General features: G+C 41.1%; 21 protein-coding genes. 6 read left to right on the forward strand and 15 right to left on the reverse strand.

Annotation, left to right across the window (positions count from 1 at the left end; all coding sequences use genetic code 11):
* Nucleotides 1-42 precede the first annotated feature (42 nt).
* The 7 genes from AC0L3Y_RS04085 to AC0L3Y_RS04115 form a co-directional block, all read right to left on the reverse strand.
* On the reverse strand, nucleotides 43-771 hold the full coding sequence (locus AC0L3Y_RS04085) for a YggS family pyridoxal phosphate-dependent enzyme (protein ID WP_473469114.1): 729 nt from the start codon (nucleotides 769-771) through the stop codon (nucleotides 43-45).
* Nucleotides 772-893: 122 nt separating this feature from the next.
* A complete protein-coding gene (locus AC0L3Y_RS04090) occupies nucleotides 894-1955 on the reverse strand; it encodes a diguanylate cyclase domain-containing protein (protein ID WP_473469117.1) in 1062 nt (353 codons plus the stop codon).
* A 162-nt stretch (nucleotides 1956-2117) separates the two neighbouring features.
* Nucleotides 2118-3395 (reverse strand): dihydroorotase, encoded by a 1278-nt coding sequence (locus AC0L3Y_RS04095; RefSeq protein ID WP_473469119.1) that lies wholly within the window; start codon nucleotides 3393-3395, stop codon nucleotides 2118-2120.
* Nucleotide 3396: 1 nt separating this feature from the next.
* Entirely contained in the window at nucleotides 3397-4401 is a 1005-nt protein-coding gene (locus tag AC0L3Y_RS04100) for an aspartate carbamoyltransferase catalytic subunit (RefSeq protein WP_473469122.1), read from the reverse strand.
* A gap of 297 nt (nucleotides 4402-4698) precedes the next feature.
* Nucleotides 4699-5196, reverse strand: a complete 498-nt coding sequence (gene pyrR / locus AC0L3Y_RS04105) for a bifunctional pyr operon transcriptional regulator/uracil phosphoribosyltransferase PyrR (RefSeq protein ID WP_473469124.1) — start codon at nucleotides 5194-5196, stop codon at nucleotides 4699-4701.
* A 62-nt stretch (nucleotides 5197-5258) separates the two neighbouring features.
* Entirely contained in the window at nucleotides 5259-5729 is a 471-nt protein-coding gene (ruvX, locus tag AC0L3Y_RS04110; RefSeq protein WP_473469126.1) for a Holliday junction resolvase RuvX, read from the reverse strand.
* Nucleotides 5729-6301, reverse strand: a complete 573-nt coding sequence (locus AC0L3Y_RS04115; protein ID WP_473469128.1) for a YqgE/AlgH family protein — start codon at nucleotides 6299-6301, stop codon at nucleotides 5729-5731. Before AC0L3Y_RS04115 ends, ruvX begins: the two co-directional genes overlap by 1 nt.
* Before the next feature lie 322 nt (nucleotides 6302-6623).
* Between AC0L3Y_RS04115 and AC0L3Y_RS04120 the strand changes: the two genes are divergently transcribed.
* A complete protein-coding gene (locus AC0L3Y_RS04120) occupies nucleotides 6624-6770 on the forward strand; it encodes a hypothetical protein (protein ID WP_473469131.1) in 147 nt (48 codons plus the stop codon).
* A gap of 107 nt (nucleotides 6771-6877) precedes the next feature.
* Nucleotides 6878-7717, forward strand: coding sequence for a 2OG-Fe(II) oxygenase family protein (locus tag AC0L3Y_RS04125; RefSeq protein ID WP_473469133.1), 840 nt, complete (start codon nucleotides 6878-6880; stop codon nucleotides 7715-7717).
* Between the two features lie 127 nt (nucleotides 7718-7844).
* Here AC0L3Y_RS04125 and AC0L3Y_RS04130 read toward each other — a convergent pair whose 3' ends face one another.
* Entirely contained in the window at nucleotides 7845-8594 is a 750-nt protein-coding gene (locus AC0L3Y_RS04130; protein WP_473469135.1) for a TSUP family transporter, read from the reverse strand.
* Nucleotides 8595-8838: 244 nt separating this feature from the next.
* Between AC0L3Y_RS04130 and AC0L3Y_RS04135 the strand changes: the two genes are divergently transcribed.
* Entirely contained in the window at nucleotides 8839-9501 is a 663-nt protein-coding gene (locus AC0L3Y_RS04135) for a DsbA family oxidoreductase (RefSeq protein ID WP_473469138.1), read from the forward strand.
* 64 nt (nucleotides 9502-9565) lie between these two features.
* Here the strand turns inward: AC0L3Y_RS04135 and AC0L3Y_RS04140 are convergent, their stop codons facing one another.
* The 7 genes from AC0L3Y_RS04140 to AC0L3Y_RS04170 all read right to left on the reverse strand — a co-directional run bounded on the left by AC0L3Y_RS04140 (nucleotide 9566) and on the right by AC0L3Y_RS04170 (nucleotide 15207).
* A complete protein-coding gene (locus AC0L3Y_RS04140; protein WP_473469141.1) occupies nucleotides 9566-10315 on the reverse strand; it encodes a hypothetical protein in 750 nt (249 codons plus the stop codon).
* A gap of 166 nt (nucleotides 10316-10481) precedes the next feature.
* A complete protein-coding gene (locus AC0L3Y_RS04145; protein WP_473469143.1) occupies nucleotides 10482-11069 on the reverse strand; it encodes a DUF938 domain-containing protein in 588 nt (195 codons plus the stop codon).
* Nucleotides 11070-11167: 98 nt separating this feature from the next.
* Nucleotides 11168-11758 carry a Crp/Fnr family transcriptional regulator gene (locus tag AC0L3Y_RS04150; RefSeq protein ID WP_473469144.1) on the reverse strand — a complete coding sequence of 197 codons (591 nt, stop codon included), beginning with the start codon at nucleotides 11756-11758 and terminating at the stop codon, nucleotides 11168-11170.
* Nucleotides 11733-12677: a DMT family transporter gene (locus AC0L3Y_RS04155; RefSeq protein WP_473469146.1), complete on the reverse strand. Its 945-nt coding sequence runs from the start codon at nucleotides 12675-12677 to the stop codon at nucleotides 11733-11735. The genes AC0L3Y_RS04150 and AC0L3Y_RS04155 overlap by 26 nt, the downstream gene beginning before the upstream one ends.
* On the reverse strand, nucleotides 12674-13549 hold the full coding sequence (locus AC0L3Y_RS04160; RefSeq protein WP_473469149.1) for an arylamine N-acetyltransferase family protein: 876 nt from the start codon (nucleotides 13547-13549) through the stop codon (nucleotides 12674-12676). The genes AC0L3Y_RS04155 and AC0L3Y_RS04160 overlap by 4 nt, the downstream gene beginning before the upstream one ends.
* Before the next feature lie 144 nt (nucleotides 13550-13693).
* On the reverse strand, nucleotides 13694-14197 hold the full coding sequence (locus tag AC0L3Y_RS04165) for a GNAT family N-acetyltransferase (protein ID WP_473469151.1): 504 nt from the start codon (nucleotides 14195-14197) through the stop codon (nucleotides 13694-13696).
* Between the two features lie 290 nt (nucleotides 14198-14487).
* Nucleotides 14488-15207: an SDR family NAD(P)-dependent oxidoreductase gene (locus tag AC0L3Y_RS04170; RefSeq protein WP_473469153.1), complete on the reverse strand. Its 720-nt coding sequence runs from the start codon at nucleotides 15205-15207 to the stop codon at nucleotides 14488-14490.
* Between the two features lie 188 nt (nucleotides 15208-15395).
* Here AC0L3Y_RS04170 and AC0L3Y_RS04175 point away from each other — a divergent pair, with 188 nt between their 5' ends.
* The 3 genes from AC0L3Y_RS04175 (at nucleotide 15396) to eutC (ending at nucleotide 18087) form a co-directional block, all read left to right on the forward strand.
* Complete coding sequence (locus AC0L3Y_RS04175) at nucleotides 15396-15731, forward strand: winged helix-turn-helix transcriptional regulator (RefSeq protein ID WP_473470583.1); 336 nt, start codon at nucleotides 15396-15398, stop codon at nucleotides 15729-15731.
* A 68-nt stretch (nucleotides 15732-15799) separates the two neighbouring features.
* A complete protein-coding gene (locus tag AC0L3Y_RS04180; RefSeq protein ID WP_473469155.1) occupies nucleotides 15800-17221 on the forward strand; it encodes an ethanolamine ammonia-lyase subunit EutB in 1422 nt (473 codons plus the stop codon).
* Nucleotides 17218-18087 (forward strand): ethanolamine ammonia-lyase subunit EutC, encoded by an 870-nt coding sequence (gene eutC / locus AC0L3Y_RS04185; RefSeq protein WP_473469157.1) that lies wholly within the window; start codon nucleotides 17218-17220, stop codon nucleotides 18085-18087. Before AC0L3Y_RS04180 ends, eutC begins: the two co-directional genes overlap by 4 nt.
* Nucleotides 18088-18125 lie beyond the last annotated feature (38 nt).

The following is an 18125-nucleotide window of genomic DNA, read 5'->3' on the forward strand; positions in this document are numbered from 1 at the left end:
CCTATTTGTTTTCTTTAAGAAAGTAGCGTAAACCAAAAAACATTACACACTGGTCGAGTAATCTCGTTCTCCAAAAATAGCGGTACCAACACGAACCATGGTACTACCAGATTGAATCGCTGCAGACAGATCTCCAGACATACCAATCGATAAGGTATCTATCATGCTATCGGATTTGGCTAATTCAAGATAAGCCTGTGTCAAAGGTCGATAAACTGCACATTGTGCTTCATGGTTATCTTGCGGTGCAGGTATTGCCATTAAGCCTCTGAGTTGTAAATTCGGTAAGCTAGCAATTAAATCAACCATACTGTCTAAATTCGATAACAAAATCCCAGATTTACTCTCTTCGCCACTAATGTTTACCTGAATGCACACATTTAATAGAGGCAGACCCTTGGGACGCTGTTCACTAAGTCGACGTGCAATTTTTTCACGATCTACAGAATGTACCCAGTGCATGGTTTCAGCAATCAGGCGCGATTTGTTTGATTGTATAGGCCCAATAAAGTGCCATTCAATATCAGTAAGGTGAGACAAAGCCTGATGTTTATCGACAGCTTCTTGAACATAGTTTTCACCAAATGCTCTTTGGCCTGCATCATAAGCAGCTTTCAATGCTGATACTGGTTTCGTTTTACTCACAGCCAACAACCGAACACTTTTCACTTCACGATGATGTCGTTGAGCTAGCTGTTCAATTTGTTTAGAAACAAGGTTTAGGTTTGATTTAATATTTATCGATTCAGTCGTTTCAACACCAATGGTCATCGCACCTATTTCCTCTTTCTAATTAAAATATAACGTTTATACAATGCGCATCTAATTTCTTTCTCGACATGAGAAGGCAATTAGATGCGCATCATAACACTATTTAAAAAGACAAAAAAAGCTTATAAGGAATAACACTCTGAGCTAGAGTCATAGAATGCATCATGAAATTCAAGACGATAACCCGATACATTTTTTAAAGAATTCGCTGCTGAAAAAGCCGCTTGATGAAGTGAGTCGAGAGAAGAATGTTCCGGATAAAAAGCAATACCGATAGAAAGACCTGCACGAATTAAACGATTTTTTGCATACTCAGGCTTTTGTATCGACTCTAAGAGTTTAGTAGCAACGACTTCAGCATCTTCTAAATGGCGAATACGAATCCCCATAACCAGCTCACGTTCATCATAATGAGCCATTAGATCATTATCACGCACCGCATCCTGCATAACTTCTGCTAATACTTTTAACTCTGCGTTTTCTATTTTTTCATTTGATAATAAACGTAAAGACAACAAGGCTGCTCTTTGAAAATGGCGACGAGAATCTTTCAAAACGATGTTAAAGCTGTTTTCAAAACTATAACGGCGAAGCAGTCCTGTTTCTGGATCTCTATGACTGTCTTCCAATAATAAAAAATCAGCTTTTTCACGTTCGAATGCAGCATTAACCCAGGCGGTATAATTATCCAATGCAAGTGACATTAAATTTTCTTCGAGACTTGTCTCTTTTTTCTGAAAAGACAGCATCAAATAAATAAAACCACGACCATCAGGCACACTCACCATAGAGACGTCAGAAAAAGAGTGTGCATCTAGAAAGCTATGCCAAAGATTCCAATCTGCTGAATTTTGAATATCAGCATCATGGCGTTTAAGACAAGAAGATTTAGCTGCAAACGTTATCAAAGCTTGAGGCAAGGTAGCCAGCTGACCGTTTGAATTCAATAATTCATCGTTGATAGGATCAATATATTGCAGTCGCCATTGAGTACAATCTTTATCACAAACGATAAAAAGACAATATGTATTAGGTAATTGAGTTTGTAGTTTATCTTTAAAACGATTAAGCAAAGCACTCAAAGGAGCACCTTTTGTTACGGCCAAAAGCATTTTGGGCATATCGGCATAAAGCTTCTTTATAAACTCTTTCTCTTTTTCAAGAGAGGCTACACGAGAACGCAAGATCTGCTGTTCCTTCAGTGATGAACTCGTAGTGTCGATAGGCATAAAAAATTAAAACCATAGTAAACTGTAGTTCAAACTAGATTAAACACCTAATAAGAAAAGTAAAGGTATAGTAAGCACAATATGCATTAAAAGCTCAACTATACCTTAAATATTGGGTTAAATAGCCTGATAAACACGCTGACCTGAGATATAAGTGCTCACAACTCGACCAACAAATTCATCACCAAAGTAAGGTGAGTTATGTCCTTTGGTCTTTCTATCTTCGTAATTCCATGTCCAACGGGCAGTACTATCAAACAACATAAAGTCAGCAAAACTACCTACGGATAAAGAACCTGCTTCCAACCCAAAGCATGCGGCTGGACCAGAAGTTAAACACATCAACAAAGTAGAGAAGTCTAAATCACCTTCATCCATCAGCTTCATCGCTAGTGGCAGCAATATTTCCACATTCGCCATACCAGGCTCAGTTGCCGCAAATGGCGCAACTTTTGCCATTTTTTCATGTGGTTGATGATCAGAACAAATGGCAGAAATCACACCTTGCTTAATACCTTCGATTAACGTCAAACGATCATTTTCACCACGCAATGGTGGCAACACATGATAACGACCATCAAATTGATTCAATACATCGTCACTGAGCAATAAGTTGTGGACTGCCACATCAGCTGTAACGTCTAAGCCAGCAGCTTTTGCATCAGCAACCATTTCAACAGATTTCGCACAGGACAAACGGGCAAAATGTGCCCGTACTCCAGTTTTTTCAACCAACAATAAATCTCGCATTAACGCGACCGTTTCCGCAGTGTCCGGAATGCCACCTAAACCGTGCATCGTAGACATCAAGCCTTCATGAGCACAACCACCTTCGGATAAACTCTTTTCATCAGGATGAAAGACAACCAATAAATCATGGGTAGCGGCGTATTCAAGCGCTCGCGACAAGACCTTTGTATTCACCATTGCATGCCTATCATTCGACAAGGCGACACAACCTGCATCTGTTAGAGCAACCATGTTACTTAGCTGCGCGCCCTCTAAGCCTTGCGTTAACGCACCGATAGGAAAGACATTGGCCATACCTGCTTCATCTGCTTTGTCTTGAATAAGCGCAGCAACGGCTGGTGTATCAACAATAGGACGAGTATCAGGAGGGCAAATAACCGTTGTCACCCCACCAGAAACAGCAGCCCGACCTTCTGTTGCAATATTGCCTTTTTGAGTTTGACCAGGTTCACGCAATGACACAGCAAGATCCACCAAACCGGGTAATACCCAATGTCCAGATGCATCAACGATTTCTGCATTCTCAAAACCTGCAGGAGCTTCATCAATGGCAACAATTTTATGGTTGTCTATGAATAAGTCTGTGACTTTATCAAGGTTTTGGCTAGGGTCGATTAAACGACCATTTTGAATACGTAATTTCATGCTATTTTTCATCCTTCGCTGCTGGCGTTTCATCACTTTGCAACTGTCCACTCATTGCCATAGACATAACTGCCATACGCACAGCAATACCATTGGTAACCTGATTCAAAATCACAGAGTGTTTGCCATCCGCCACTTCTGAAGAAATCTCTACACCTCGGTTAATTGGACCTGGGTGCATAACAATGGCATCGGGCTTTGCCCATGCAAGGGATTCTTCCGTCAAACCATACAAACGGTAGAACTCACCTTCACTTGGTAATAATGCGCCTTTCATACGCTCTTTCTGTAAGCGCAGCATGACGACCACATCAACGTCTTTCAAACCCGCTTCTAGATCATGACAAATGGTCGCACCCATTTCTGAAAAAAAGCTTGGCACTAAGGTTTTTGGCCCAACCAAACGAATATCATCCACACCTAATGTAGTGAGTGCCTGTAGCTGAGAACGAGCCACCCGTGAATGCAAAATATCACCAACAATAGCGATTTTAAGACCATCAAAACTGCCTTTATGACGACGAATCGTCAACATGTCTAACATAGCTTGAGTTGGGTGAGCGTGACGGCCATCACCCGCATTAATTATCGCAACGTTTGGCGTACAGTGTTCCGCAATAAAATGAGGGGCACCGCTATCAGAGTGTCGAACAATAAACATGTCACTTTGCATGGCTTCTAGGTTTTTTAGAGTATCGAGTAAAGACTCACCCTTCGACGTCGCCGAAGTTTCAATATTCAAATTAATAACATCCGCTGATAAGCGCTTAGCGGCCAACTCAAATGTTGTACGAGTTCGAGTGGAGTTTTCAAAAAACAGATTAACTACTGTCTTGCCTCGCAGTAATGGCACTTTCTTAACAGACTGTTCCCCCATCGAAAGGAAAGATTCTGCTCTATCAAGAATCTCAGTCAAAATGGTTTTATCAAGTCCATCTAGTGTCAGGAAGTGTTTTAGTTGACCGTGTTCATTTAACTGTAATGCCCGAGGGTCGGATCGCATCATGGTTTGCTTTCCTCAAACTGCAAAGACGGTATCGTCTTTCTCATTTAAAATAGTCTTTTTGTATTGAATCGTTTTTATTCTGAAAGAACCTCACAATCAGAAGCCTGCATTTAGATAGAAAAATGCCCGGTCAGTAAAACTAAAACCGGGCATTAAAAATGCAAAACAGTAACGCAAATAGTGACTTCACCAGAATGACTGGCAAAATCGAATTCTCTTCAGCTATTTGATCGTTAATCTTATCCATTTTCTAATTGTCGTATTTGTTAAGTAAAAAATAAAGCGCTATAAGCTATATTAATGCGCATCCACTAAGGAAACCTTCATGGGTTGAGGCCCAGTTAACTTAACCCTTTGATCAGGATTAAGCGTTAAATGCTCACCCACTACGTCTGCAGAAATAGGCAATTCATGTTGCCCAAGATCATATAGGATAGCCAAGGTAATACTGGCTGGACGACCAAAGTCAAAAATCTCATTCATCGCCGCACGAATCGTTCGACCAGACATCAAAACATCATCAACCAAAATAACGTGTCGATCTTCAATAGCCGGCAACTGCGTTTGATTTACTTTGGGGTTTAATCCCGCTTTCGTGAAATCATCACGGTAAAAAGTAATATCCAATGTCGCAAGTGGTTCGCTTGTTGGTACGGCAGACATTAGGTGTTCAGCCACCCAAACGCCACCAGTATGAATTCCGACAACAATGGCATCTTCAATATTTTTCTTTTTACAATACTCAGCCAATTGCGTTTTCATTGACGCTAGAGAATGTTCTAAATCTAACTTCATTATTACTCATACCTTGCTTATAAAATCACTGTTTCTATCTTAACAGTTTATTAATGGATGATTTAGAGAGATTCTGCAAACCAAGTTTCTAGAATCATTTGAGCTGCCAAACCGTCAACAGAGTTGTCCTTGAAATTACGGTTCCCGCCTCGTGCGATTACCTGCCCTTTTGCTTCGTAAGAAGACAATCGTTCATCCATCATATGGTAAGGGAGATTAAAACGTCCATGTAATCGTTTGGCAAATTTACGTGCCCGTTGACACATCTCATTTTCAGCGCCATCCATGTCTAATGGTAATCCAACCACAAACGCATCTGGTCTCCATTCTTCGACCACTTTCGTGATTTCATCCCAGTTAGGAATGCCGTCTTTTGCTTTAATCGGATCCAATGGTTGAGCAGTACCGGTAATGCTTTGACCAATAGCGAGCCCCATTCGGGTTGTACCAAAATCAAAACCCAATACTGAACGAACAGTATTGGGTTTCTGACTATCCTTTAAAGACGTTTCTGTCGAGATTGACGCTGTCATTAACCATGTCCTATATCCGGTGAAAGTCTTGTCATATCAATTCCCAGTACTTGAGTTGCAGCGGTAAATTGCATATCACTTGGTGTATGGAATAATACGTCTAAATCCGCCTCACATACCAGCCAATCATTATTTGCAATTTCAGATTCTAATTGTCCAGCATCCCAACCAGCACACCCTAATGTAATGCGAAAAGCATTTGGACCATTACCTTGCCCTATGTCTTCTAGCGCCTCCAAAGAAGCCGATAAAGAAACCTCATCTGTTACAGGTAGAGTATTGCTCCACTTTTTATCTGTAGTATGAAGAATAAAACCTCGCTCTGCTTCCACAGGGCCACCAGTATAAATTGATTCTGCTGCCAAATGATGGGCGCTAATTGACATATCAAGATGATTAGCTAATTCAGTAAAATCGATATTAGAAGGACGATTAATGATTATTCCCATCGCGCCATCTTCTGTATGTTGGCAAAGATAAATAACCGTATGTTCAAAGTGTGGGTCGTCAAGGTGGGGCATGGAGATTAAAAAGTGATTTTTAAACGAATCGAAAAATGTATTCATAGTCATGAACCCTCTTTAATTAGATGAAAACACAAGGAGTGTGCTAATTGCCTAAGCTTAAAAAGAACTGAGATCTGAACCATATCTGAAGCTGAAAAAGCTTCCTTTAACGCAGTAGTGCTGATATTGAAGAAGTGTAAAAAAGCCGATCAGAAAAACGATTCGACCAAAACAGTATAGACCAAACTAACGGTAAACCATTCCAAAATATACCTTTTTTTTACCAACTGCCTTCAAAAAACACAATTCAGGCAGTAAACTACCATTACACATCAAAAATGATGTATTGTTTTAGAAATCTCTACTTTTTATGCTTAGGAAGCCCAAAATGCCCCTAATTTCATTACAAAGCGCACAAGGCCACTCGATATTAATCGGACCTCTTGATCGTCTAAAAATGATAACATGGGCACAACACTACCAAGCTGAAACCGTCGATTTACGCTACTTTTTCCATAGCGGCTGGTCTTCTTAATCTCCTTAAATATTGTCTTAAAATACAAATTATTTCTTTTCCCATGAAAAGAAGCCTTTATGTAAATAAACAATACTGTCTGCCAAAAAGCGACAAAGGAAACAAGCATGCAACTACAAGCCATCGATTACACTAGCCCAACTGCCCAAGAAGATTTCGTAAAATCTCTTCATGAAACAGGCTTTGGCGTTCTAAAAAACCACCCAATTCAACAAGCTCTTGTTAGCGCTATTTACAATGAATGGCTGTCATTCTTTGATAGTGAAGAAAAATACGACTATCGATACAACAAGGGTACACAAGATGGATTTTTCCCACCTGATGTATCGGAAACAGCAAAAGGTCACACGAAAAAAGACATCAAAGAATATTTCCACTATTACCCATGGGGACAGTGCCCAGAAGATAAAAAGGCCCTATTGAGTCAATATTATGCAGAAGCAAATACTCTGGCATCAGAGCTACTTGCTTGGGTAGAAAAACACACACCCGCGGACATCGCTGGGAATTATTCACAATCACTTTCCAGCATGGTGGATGGCAGTGAACAAACGCTTCTTCGCGTATTACATTATCCACCACTAAAAGGTGACGAGGAGTTAGGTGCAATTCGTGCTGGCGCTCACGAAGACATTAACCTATTAACTATTTTACCATCAGCAAATGAACCCGGCTTACAAGTAAAAGCCAAAGACGGTAGCTGGATGGACGTGCCTTGTGACTTTGGCACTTTAGTGATTAATATTGGTGACATGTTGCAAGAAGCTTCTGCAGGTTACTTCCCATCCACATCTCACCGCGTGGTTAACCCTGAAGGTGCTGATAAAACGAAGTCACGAATTTCGTTACCATTATTCTTGCACCCACATCCTGAAGTTGTGTTATCAGAACGTCACACTGCTGGCAGCTATTTACATGAACGTTTAGTAGAGCTTGGGGTTATCTAGAAAAACCTATTTCTACTGGAAATAAAAATTCACTATCTAAAAAAAGACACGTTAAATTTAAAATATAACGTGTCTTTTTTATTGTAGCCTGTCACACCTCTAAGCCTTGAATGCTTGAACTTTCTGATTAAAGCAATGCCTTTAACGATAAGCTAACACCAGATAACAGCAATAAAATAAGAGCGATCCGTTTGATCACCTGAGGCGATATATTCGGCGGATAGCGCTTCGCCAATACAGAGGTAATAAGAACACAAGGCAACCCTAATAGACTTACCCAAATCATGGGTGCAGTAATTTGTCCGCCCACGCCCATAATTGCAATTCGCATCAAGCATGAGATAAAGAAAACGCTCAACAAAGTGGCGCGAATTACACTAATAGCAATAGGCTGGCGATACATTAAATAAGAAATTGGCGGCCCTGATGTGGCAAACAAACCACCAAATATTCCAGAAATACCACCAAACACAAAATACACCCAAGGCCGTGAAGGTTCGGCTCCTTTCTTAGGCTTTATCAAACTCATCAAACACGCTAACACTATGGTAATACCCAAGAAGAGTTGCAACCAATCCAATGCATTTTCACCGAAATAATCCAGTAGATAAACGCCAATCGCGATCGCTGGCGTGGAGGCAATAAAATACACAATTAAATTTTTAGGATTAACTTGCTTCCATACACCGCCATACAATCCAGTAGCAGCATTTACCATGCTTAATACGCTAACTGAAAAAGCCGCTACGTCTAGAGATACCAAAGAAAATAATCCGGCCACGCTCATCACGATCAAACCAAAAGCAAAGCCAGTTATACTCTGAACGTAACTTCCAACTATAAATACGATAAGAAGCCATATAGAAATATCATGCATAGGAAACTCAACTAAAAACAATATGAATGGAATAATTTATTGCCGCACATTAAATCATAAACCGTCTTAATAAAGTTCAAATAAGTATTGATTAGGCAAGCTAAAATCGAAGATGTCTTTTACACTGAATATTGCATGGATTATGTAAATAACCATGAAGACAGCGTTTTACCCCTCTAAGCACTTTTATTCCCGAGCTTAGCCCATATCAATATAAATCTACCCAACATCAAGGTCATTGATCATGAAAGATTCATTAGATATCCAATTTGTTTCCGATGTTATGTGCCCTTGGTGCGTAGTTGGACTTGGTAACTTAAACAAAGCAATTGCAGAACTGGGTGACAAGGTTGAAGTAAACATCACGTTTCAACCGTTCGAACTCAATCCGTCAATGCCGCCAGAGGGTCAGGGTTTCAGTGAACACATCACGGAAAAATACGGCATTACAAAAGAACAATCTGAAGAAAACCGAGCAGCCATTCAAGAACGCGGCAAAGAACTCGATTTTGATTTTAACTTCAACGACGAAAGTCGCATGCGAAATTCTTTCGACGCTCATCGCTTATTGCATTGGGCACATTTGGAAGGCAAGCAAGCAGAACTAAAAGCAGCATTATTCAAAGCACATTTTACCCATAACCAAGACGTTAGTGATTACACTATTTTATCTAAAATAGCCGCCAGTGTAGATCTAGATCCAAGCGCAGCGAAAGGCGTACTGGAAAGCGGACAATACAAAGAAGAAGTGAAAAAGCTAAAACAGCATTGGCAACAAAGCGGCATCAACTCGGTACCTACTGTTGTCATTAACAGTAAATACGCCATTACAGGAGGACAGCCAGCGGAAAGTTTTAAACAAGCGCTGGAAGAAATTCTTGAAAGCGAGCGTAACGCAACAGAATAAATATTCTTTGAAAAAATGGCTTCAATTGATTGAAGCCATTTTTTTGAATACCCATTAAATAAAATTAAACAGGACGTTTAAACGTGACTTGATAGTCACCCAAACCTTCATAAGCAATCTTTGTTTCCACATCAAAAGCCATGTTCACAATGCCTTTAAATGAACCTGTGATAATCGCTGCACCGGCTTCTAAACTGACTCCACGTTTACCCATATAGTTCACTAACCAAACCAATCCATCGATAGCACGATCATTAGGATGTTTACCATCTAACTCACGTACCTCATTACCTTGAGTCACTGTGATCTTAAGATGACTTGTATTGATCGCTTTGGTTTTATCGATCTCAGGGCCGATAAAAACACCTTGATTAAGTAGGCCATCCGCCAAGCTCTCATGAGCACTTTGCCCAGCATCATCAGCAAAGCGACTTTGCATTAACTCTAACGCCATGTGAGCACTGCCAATCGCGTCGATAATCTCTGCTTCGCTGTAGCCATCCGCTTTAACAGGTAAATCTTTTGACAATAGAAAACCAATTTCAGGCTCAACACGAGCAACGTCGTTATCTTCAAAAAGCTCAGCCACAGCACCACTTTGCACATTGAAAATAGGTGCCACAATAATGGTGTCTTCCTGTAACGGTAACAAGCACTTCCAGCCACTGACTTTTTTCAATGTCATCATTTCGGCATGAATCAATAGAGCATCATCAATACTGGCTGGACGAATAGATGCTTCAAGGCGAGAGGCTTTAACACCCGCTTCACGACGACTTAATAACGCTTGTGCAGCTTGCTTATACGCAGACATATTTATTCCTTAAACGAAAACTAACAGATGGAAAATAACACTTCTATTTTCCAGTCGATGCAATGACGAAAGACGGTAAACACTACCTTTTAATCACCCAATTAAGAAGAAAAAATTAAAGTCACAAGTAACAAACTGAACGGTATGATAACGCCAAAACTTAATACTAGACGACTTTCCATACCAACAAGAAATTGTTGGCTGGCATGGATACCTTCTCAACAAGCGTCATGCCTGTCGCCCATTCGATTAATTCATTAATATCACGAATACCACCGTAACCGCCTTCCTGTAAACTTTGGTCAAAATCTCGATTGCCTTCACTGGTGTATTCGCCATCCACATTCATCGGCCCGTATTGGCAAAAAACACCACCTTCTGGCAGATTCTGAGCGACCGTTTGCATCATCAACTTCGCGTCTTCCCGCTGCATAATGTGAGTCGTGTTAGCTGTAAAAATAGCATCTAAGGAGAGTTGCTTTGGCCAAACATGTTTGCCGAAATGAAATTCAAAAGGAGCAACAAGATTACTTAACTGTGCCTCATCCATCCACGCATTAATACTGTCATGATTTTCCAACATATCGCTTGTATGCCAAGTGACATGAGGTAAACGCTGGGCAAAAAACACCGCATGCTGACCAGTTCCAGAGCCAATTTCCAATACCTGTTTAGCACTTTTAAAGTAGACAGTAAGTTGATCAATAATGACTTGCTGGTTACGATCACAAGAAGGAGAAAAGCGTTTAGTCATAAAAAATCACCTAATAAAAATGTCCGTATTGGAAAGACAAAGCAAGGTTAAGTTCCTTACAAATTACCAAACGAAGCAAATAAAATGCGTATCGATTCTTATCGATCAAACTTTAACTTTTGGCGAATACGGCTCAAGGCCACAGGCGTAATACCAATATAAGAGGCGATTTGTTGCTGCTGAATCGTGTTTTTTAATTCTGGGTACGCCACACAAAAGTCAAGATAACGCCGCTCAGCAGAGTGTTTCATAAAAGCACTTTCTCGCTCTTCTTTCTCTATAAAAATCCGCTCTAATAAGGCCACATAAAATTCAAGAAAAGATTTATCATGACGCATCTGTGAATAAAATATTTCCCAAGGATAAGACAAAACAACAGAGTCTTCTAAGGCTTGAATACCAAACAAAGCATTCGATTTTGTCACCATAGATTTTGTCGAACCAATAATTCGAGGTCCTTTTACAAAGCTTTGAGTAAACTCTTTGCCTTCATCTGACACACTAACATAACGAACTAACCCTGAAGACAAAAAATAAAGACGATCAGCAACACCACCTTGTTGGAAAAGATAATCATCTTTTGAAATAAAGCGAACATCTATCGATAAGGTAAGAAGTGACCAATTGATGTTATACCCTAGAGCATTAAAATACCCTTTGAAGCTATTTTGTAACTGAATTTGATCCATAAGATAACGTCACTTTCTTTATACTTCCATCAATAAGATACAATGCAATACACAGGCATAACAGCCCAGCCATAAAGCCCCAATCAAACAAACCTGATAAGCGAACATTCGTGATGGCAACAAACAACGCAACCCAAACAGGTATTGTGTAAGAGAAGGCCAATAACCGACTTGCGCCTACAGTTATCACAAGACGCTGTTGTAACACAAAAGTAAATAAGGTCGTAAAAATCGTTAAATATAATCCGTAGAACCAAAAGCCACTGGTATGCCACTTCACTTGCCCTAGATCACCCCATAATAAAGCAATAGGCAACAACCAAAGACTGCCAAATAACATGATCATGAAAGCACCTGATAAGGCATCCAAAGACCGTCCCCATTTTTGAACAGACACCACATGCAACGCTAATAGAAAACACGCGCCAATGAAAAGAAGATCACCTGAATGCCATGTGAAATTCTCAATACCTTGGGTCGAAAACAACACCAGCATGGCACCACAAGAACCTATTACAAAACCCAAAACACGCAACCATGGCAAGACTTCACGCAACCACACTCTCGCAATAAAAACACCTATCAAAGGCACTAAGGTATAAAGAACCGACGTATTCAGCGGTGTTGTCGATTGCAACGCAACGAACAAACCAATAAAGAAACCCACCAGCGAACCACTAATAATCACATAATGAAAAAGGCGATTTCGTGAAGCGAATAACATGTTAAATTGATTTTTAATCTCTAACTTCTTCTTGCGCCAATTAACGATAAGAACACACAACATAATCAAGCACGCTAAGAAGAAGCGAAATGCAGACGTTGCAATCGGGCTTGCATAGTCGACAATAAAGCCAGAAACGATAAAGGATGAAGCCATTAACCAAGTCCAAAGTAACAAGGTAAACATTTGGCTCATGATGCAGCCCCTGCCGACTGAGGTTTTCTTTCGCTCTCACTCTCATTTTTAAGCTCTAGCAATTTATTCGCTAAGAAACGATCAAAAAAATGCTCAGCAATCACCAGTTCCATATCAAAACCAAACGTATCGGTTAATACCTTGTGCAGCGCTTCAGGAGAAGATATAACCTGTTTTTGTAATTCTCCTTGCCCTCTTTCCATTAATTCATGGTTCATTAGAAAAACCGTACGAGTGGCATTTTTCAATCCAACCATTAAATTATTTACGAAACCAGCGGTTGGGTATCGATGAGAATAAAAGTTACCGGCCAGACAATCTGCATCGGTATAAACGGCGAGATCGAAACGATACATGGTCTGATAATCGTCTTCTTTCAAAATCTGTAAATCGTATTCTCCGTTCTCTTTAGCCAAAATACGATACACATCATTACCCGCTGTTTGCTGCAAATCAGGTTGCAAAAGCAAAGGGGAAATTGGGCAGCTCCCACCAAACCCTGTGTCGACTAGGTATTGGTTGCCTTGATGATTTAACAAGGTCAATCGATGCGTTCTTGGAACATCATGCTCTTTATTATTTAATACGCGAGCCATCACCAGCTTGACGTCATAGCCTAATGCTTTGAGCAGTTCAAATGTTAATTTATTATGTTCAAAGCAATAACCACCTAAGCCGCGTTCGACAATTTTTTTACTGATATCGTCTAGCTCCAAAGAAATATCTTCCCCCATCGCCACGGCCAAACTATTAAAGCTATAACGAGCAATATGCGAAGCCTGTAATGCCTCAACGAAAGCAATGTCTAATGGTGCGGGAATGGCTAAGCCAAGATCCGAAATGTAATTTTGCAAACTCAATGGTAATGACATGATGTGCCCCTGTGATGTAATCAATAGAAACAGAATATAGGAGCACAAGAAGGAAGGAATTAACCTAAGTTAAGTAATTTCGATTTCCCTAACTTTGAGGTAAAAAATTCATAAAAATAGTCTGAGTAATTCAAATTGGCTATATTAACCAATTTCTTTTTCCAGCATTTCAACATCCCAATACTTATCAAACTTACGACCCACTTCGCGAGAAACACCTACTGATTCAAAACCAAATTTTTGATGAATAATAAGCGATGCGTCATTAGGTAATGTAATGCCAGCATAAGCACGATGCACATCTTCAACTTCCAACCGTTTAAATAACTCAGTGTATAAAGCCTTCCCTAAACCACGACCTTGTGTGTTTGGCTTTAGGTAAATACTTACTTCCACTGAGGTTTCGTAGGCTTTCTTGGCTTTAAATTGGCCACTACACGCATAACCTAGGACTGCTCCCGCTTCTTCAACAACCAACAGCTGATGTCTTCCTGTCGGAGCAAATTGTGCGAACCATACTCCTCGGCTTTCTAATGTGTAAGGTTCAATGTCAAAAGTGGTTGCCGTATGGGTAATGTAATAATTATAGAGATCAGTTAAAGCGACTAAATCATCAATACGCCCTGTACGAATTTGAAATGTGTTCATTGAATTCACTTCCTTTTATTAATTTAGCGTGTGATTCTAGTATTTGAGACGGTTGCTCGCCAAAAGGCTATTTGCAGTCTTTAGTAAAAATAGCAAATCAGCCGAAATTTATCCCTTCAGAGTTCACAAATATGGATGAGTTGAATTAGGCTCCACTGGATAAACCTCTTTAGCCTTTCGTAATCCTCTCTCTTACACTACGAATCCGTAAAGAACAGGACTCCCACAAGAAATGATTCAAAAGGAAATCCTGTTTATTTTCCCAACAATTTAAAACAGCGCAAATAATGTTACAACTGAGTCAGGCCACCATCTACCCTTATCTCTTCTCCGGTTATAAAGCTACTTTGATCACTGGCTAAAAACAGAACCGTAGCAGCCACTTCTTCCGCCCTAGCGAGTCGTCCCATTGGTATGCGGCTAGCCAAACTCTCTCGCACCGCATCTGATACGGATTCAAACATGGCAGTATCTGTCGGGCCGGGGCTGACGACATTCACTCTTACACCTTTTGCAGCAAGTTCAACAGACCACGTGCGGGCCAGAGCCCGAACAGCCGCTTTACTCGCTGCATAGGTAGCAAAACCCGGCGCACCGCGTGCACCAGCAACTGATCCAATCAAGACAATACTACTACCGGTTTCCATTTGACCGGATACCTGTTGCACTGCCATCAGTAATGAGCGCACGTTTAGATTAAAGAGATCATCAAAATGTTGTTGGCTTACTTCACCAAGCGGAGCTAGTTCTGTAAGACCAGCATTAACAACCAAAATATCAATACGTCCGGCTTCCGCCTGTATTGATTCAAGTGCATGTATAAGTTTATCGATTTGAGACGCATCGGTCTGTACAAGTCGGATATTGCTATCCTTATCTTGCGATCTGTGCACCGAACGACTGGTGGCATAGACCAGGGCTCCTTCTGCTACTAAGCGCTCTGATACCGCCCCTCCGATACCCGAAACACCACCGATAACAACAGCAACTTTATTGTTTAATTGACTCATTCTCACTCCTATTTGTATCCATATTAAGGTTGAGAATGAATTGTATATAAATTATATTTAGTTAAAAATACGCACTAAATATAGCCTAGATATACTGGAGTATAGTGATGACAGTGTCCGAAAATAGTGTCCCAAGCACTGCCCAAGATGTCGCTGGGGATAATCGTCATAATATTGATGTTGACCGGATGCGGTTGGTTCTTGAGCAAATTACCAACAAGTGGTCGGTACTTATTTTGAATGTACTCTGCACTAACCCTTTGCGCTTTAATGCCATCAAACGTCACTTGGGCGGCATTACACACAAAGCACTGGCCGATGCATTGAAGCGACTCGAACGCAACGGCCTTGTCAATCGAACAGTCTTAGACACTATGCCAGTAGGGGTCGAATATCGTCTGACAGAGCTGGGTCGCTCATTACAACAGCCGATTGCCGGTTTATATGACTGGGCAATTCAATACGGACCTGAACTGGAACAGGCGCAACAGAAATCTGAACAAAAGAATCGGTCAATTAGTTAAACTTTATGATTGTTTTTTGGTTGTCGTAGTTTGAGAGTTAAAAATATTAATCCGTACGAGAAAATGCTATGAGTCAACCACATTCTACTTTTCAATTTCGTCACATAGTGGGAGAGCGCACTTTTGGTTTTATTGATCTTGCCGATTTAATGGCGAAAGCAACACCTGCTCGCTCAGGTGACCGCTTAGCTGGTGTTGCGGCTCAAAGCGCAGAAGAACGCGCCATTGCACAAATGACATTGGCCGATGTTCCCTTGAAGCTTTTTCTTGAGCAAATGCTCATACCTTACGAAAAAGACGAAATTACCCGCTTAATTATTGACGATCACGACAAACTCGCATTTTCACCCATTTCCCATTTAACTGTTGGAGGCTTTCGCGACTGGCTACTCAGTGACCTTGCAACACCTGAAGTTTTAACCAGCATTCGCCAAGGTATAACACCAGAGATGGCCGCTGCGGTCAGTAAAATAATGCGCAACCAAGATCTCATTTTGGTGGCGAAAAAATGTCACGTCAAAACCGCCTTTCGCAACACCATAGGTTTACCAGGGCATTTATCAACGCGTTTACAACCGAACCACCCAACAGACGACTTAACCGGTATCGCTGCCAGCATGCTCGATGGCCTTTTATACGCCAGTGGTGACGCTGTGATTGGTATAAACCCAGCCACAGACAACGTACAGCAAGCCACTCGTTTGATTAAGATGATGGACGAAGTCATCCAGCATTATGACATTCCAACTCAATCCTGTGTCTTAACTCACGTTACCAATACTATTGAGTGCATAGAACAAGGTGCACCAGTGGACTTGGTCTTCCAGTCTATCGGCGGAACCCAAGCTACCAATCACAGCTTTGGTTTTAATCTCGCCAATCTCGCGGAAGCACAGGATGCAGCCTTGTCTCTTAATCGTGGCACCGTTGGTAATAACGTCATGTATTTTGAAACTGGCCAAGGCAGTGCCTTATCTGCCAATGCTAATCACGGCTTAGATCAGCAAACCTGCGAAACCCGAGCTTATGCCGTAGCCCGTAAATTTGATCCGCTGTTAGTCAATACCGTGGTTGGTTTTATCGGCCCCGAATATTTATACGATGGCAAAGAAATCACTCGCGCGGGTCTAGAAGATCATTTTTGCGGAAAACTGCTCGGCTTACCAATGGGTTGCGATGTTTGTTACACCAACCATGCTGAAGCCGACCAAAACGACATGGACAACTTGCTAACTCTTTTAGGCGTCGCTGGTTGCACCTTTATTATGGGCATTCCTGGCTCTGATGACATCATGTTGAATTATCAAACCACGTCATTCCATGACGCTTTATACGCTCGTCGAGTATTAGGTTTAAAACCCGCACCTGAATTCGATGCTTGGTTAGCGAAAATGGAAATTTTCAAAAATAACGACACCTTCAGTCTAAACCACCAGCTACCTGATGCCTTCCATCAATCCCTTAATCGCATCATTGGAGGTCGCTCATGAGCCAAGATAAAGATCTATTTATTGACCCTAATAACCTTGACTCCATTGAAGAAGCGGTAACAGAAAACCCGTGGCGTAAACTTAACGCATTTACCGATGCCCGTGTTGGTTTGGGGCGCTCAGGCATCAGTGTTCCGACGTCACATTTATTGGCTTTCCAACTGGCTCACGCACAAGCTATTGACGCAGTTCACACTAAACTCGATACAAATCAACTTACCAAAACACTTATAGAACAAGATTGGGCCCCTGACTGGGCACCTTTAATTTTGCACAGTCGCGCGACAGATCGAGCAACCTATTTACAGCGTCCTGATTATGGGCGCCTACTTGATGAAGCCTCTGCTGCAAAACTGGATGCACACAGAGCATCATCAAACGATATCTATGATCTTGCTATTGTCGTGGTTGATGGCTTGTCGTCTTTGGCTATTGAGCAAAACACCTTACCTTTTTTAGACGCCTTATTTTCTCAAATAAAAAACCATCAAAAAAATGACTGGAATGTCGCGCCAATTTGCATTATCGAACAAGGGCGCGTTGCTATTGGTGACGACGTCTGCCAGCGGCTCAATGCAAAATGTGTATTGGTTCTTATCGGTGAACGTCCAGGACTAAGTTCGCCTGATAGTTTGGGTTTGTATCTCACTTGGGGCGGAAAAGTAGGTTTTACTGACGCTTATCGAAACTGTATTTCAAATGTTCGCCCTGCTGGCTTGGTTCATCAAGAAGCCGCTCGAAAAGCTTATTACCTCTTAAATGAAGCTCACAAATTAAAATTATCTGGCGTGAAATTGAAAGACAGATCAGACGATGACTTAATTACAGAAAACACAGACAAACCTCAAAACTTTCTAATCGACTGAACGCGCTCCAGTTCGCACGTTAATTGCATGAAATATCA

This window comes from Marinomonas sp. GJ51-14 (assembly GCF_055808695.1).

Bases quoted from the DNA above. Each gene is read 5' to 3' on its own strand.
- AC0L3Y_RS04085 (WP_473469114.1), bottom strand. From the start codon at position 771: ATGACCATTGGTGTTGAAACGACTGAATCGATAAATATTAAATCAAAC.
- AC0L3Y_RS04095 (WP_473469119.1), bottom strand. From the start codon at position 3,395: ATGAAATTACGTATTCAAAATGGTCGTTTAATCGACCCTAGCCAAAAC.
- AC0L3Y_RS04100 (WP_473469122.1), bottom strand. From the start codon at position 4,401: ATGATGCGATCCGACCCTCGGGCATTACAGTTAAATGAACACGGTCAA.
- pyrR (WP_473469124.1), bottom strand. From the start codon at position 5,196: ATGAAGTTAGATTTAGAACATTCTCTAGCGTCAATGAAAACGCAATTG.
- ruvX (WP_473469126.1), bottom strand. From the start codon at position 5,729: ATGACAGCGTCAATCTCGACAGAAACGTCTTTAAAGGATAGTCAGAAA.
- AC0L3Y_RS04115 (WP_473469128.1), bottom strand. From the start codon at position 6,301: ATGACTATGAATACATTTTTCGATTCGTTTAAAAATCACTTTTTAATC.
- AC0L3Y_RS04120 (WP_473469131.1), top strand. From the start codon at position 6,624: ATGCCCCTAATTTCATTACAAAGCGCACAAGGCCACTCGATATTAATC.
- AC0L3Y_RS04125 (WP_473469133.1), top strand. From the start codon at position 6,878: ATGCAACTACAAGCCATCGATTACACTAGCCCAACTGCCCAAGAAGAT.
- AC0L3Y_RS04130 (WP_473469135.1), bottom strand. From the start codon at position 8,594: ATGCATGATATTTCTATATGGCTTCTTATCGTATTTATAGTTGGAAGT.
- AC0L3Y_RS04135 (WP_473469138.1), top strand. From the start codon at position 8,839: ATGAAAGATTCATTAGATATCCAATTTGTTTCCGATGTTATGTGCCCT.
- AC0L3Y_RS04140 (WP_473469141.1), bottom strand. From the start codon at position 10,315: ATGTCTGCGTATAAGCAAGCTGCACAAGCGTTATTAAGTCGTCGTGAA.
- AC0L3Y_RS04145 (WP_473469143.1), bottom strand. From the start codon at position 11,069: ATGACTAAACGCTTTTCTCCTTCTTGTGATCGTAACCAGCAAGTCATT.
- AC0L3Y_RS04150 (WP_473469144.1), bottom strand. From the start codon at position 11,758: ATGGATCAAATTCAGTTACAAAATAGCTTCAAAGGGTATTTTAATGCT.
- AC0L3Y_RS04155 (WP_473469146.1), bottom strand. From the start codon at position 12,677: ATGAGCCAAATGTTTACCTTGTTACTTTGGACTTGGTTAATGGCTTCA.
- AC0L3Y_RS04160 (WP_473469149.1), bottom strand. From the start codon at position 13,549: ATGTCATTACCATTGAGTTTGCAAAATTACATTTCGGATCTTGGCTTA.
- AC0L3Y_RS04165 (WP_473469151.1), bottom strand. From the start codon at position 14,197: ATGAACACATTTCAAATTCGTACAGGGCGTATTGATGATTTAGTCGCT.
- AC0L3Y_RS04170 (WP_473469153.1), bottom strand. From the start codon at position 15,207: ATGAGTCAATTAAACAATAAAGTTGCTGTTGTTATCGGTGGTGTTTCG.
- AC0L3Y_RS04175 (WP_473470583.1), top strand. From the start codon at position 15,396: ATGCGGTTGGTTCTTGAGCAAATTACCAACAAGTGGTCGGTACTTATT.
- AC0L3Y_RS04180 (WP_473469155.1), top strand. From the start codon at position 15,800: ATGAGTCAACCACATTCTACTTTTCAATTTCGTCACATAGTGGGAGAG.
- eutC (WP_473469157.1), top strand. From the start codon at position 17,218: ATGAGCCAAGATAAAGATCTATTTATTGACCCTAATAACCTTGACTCC.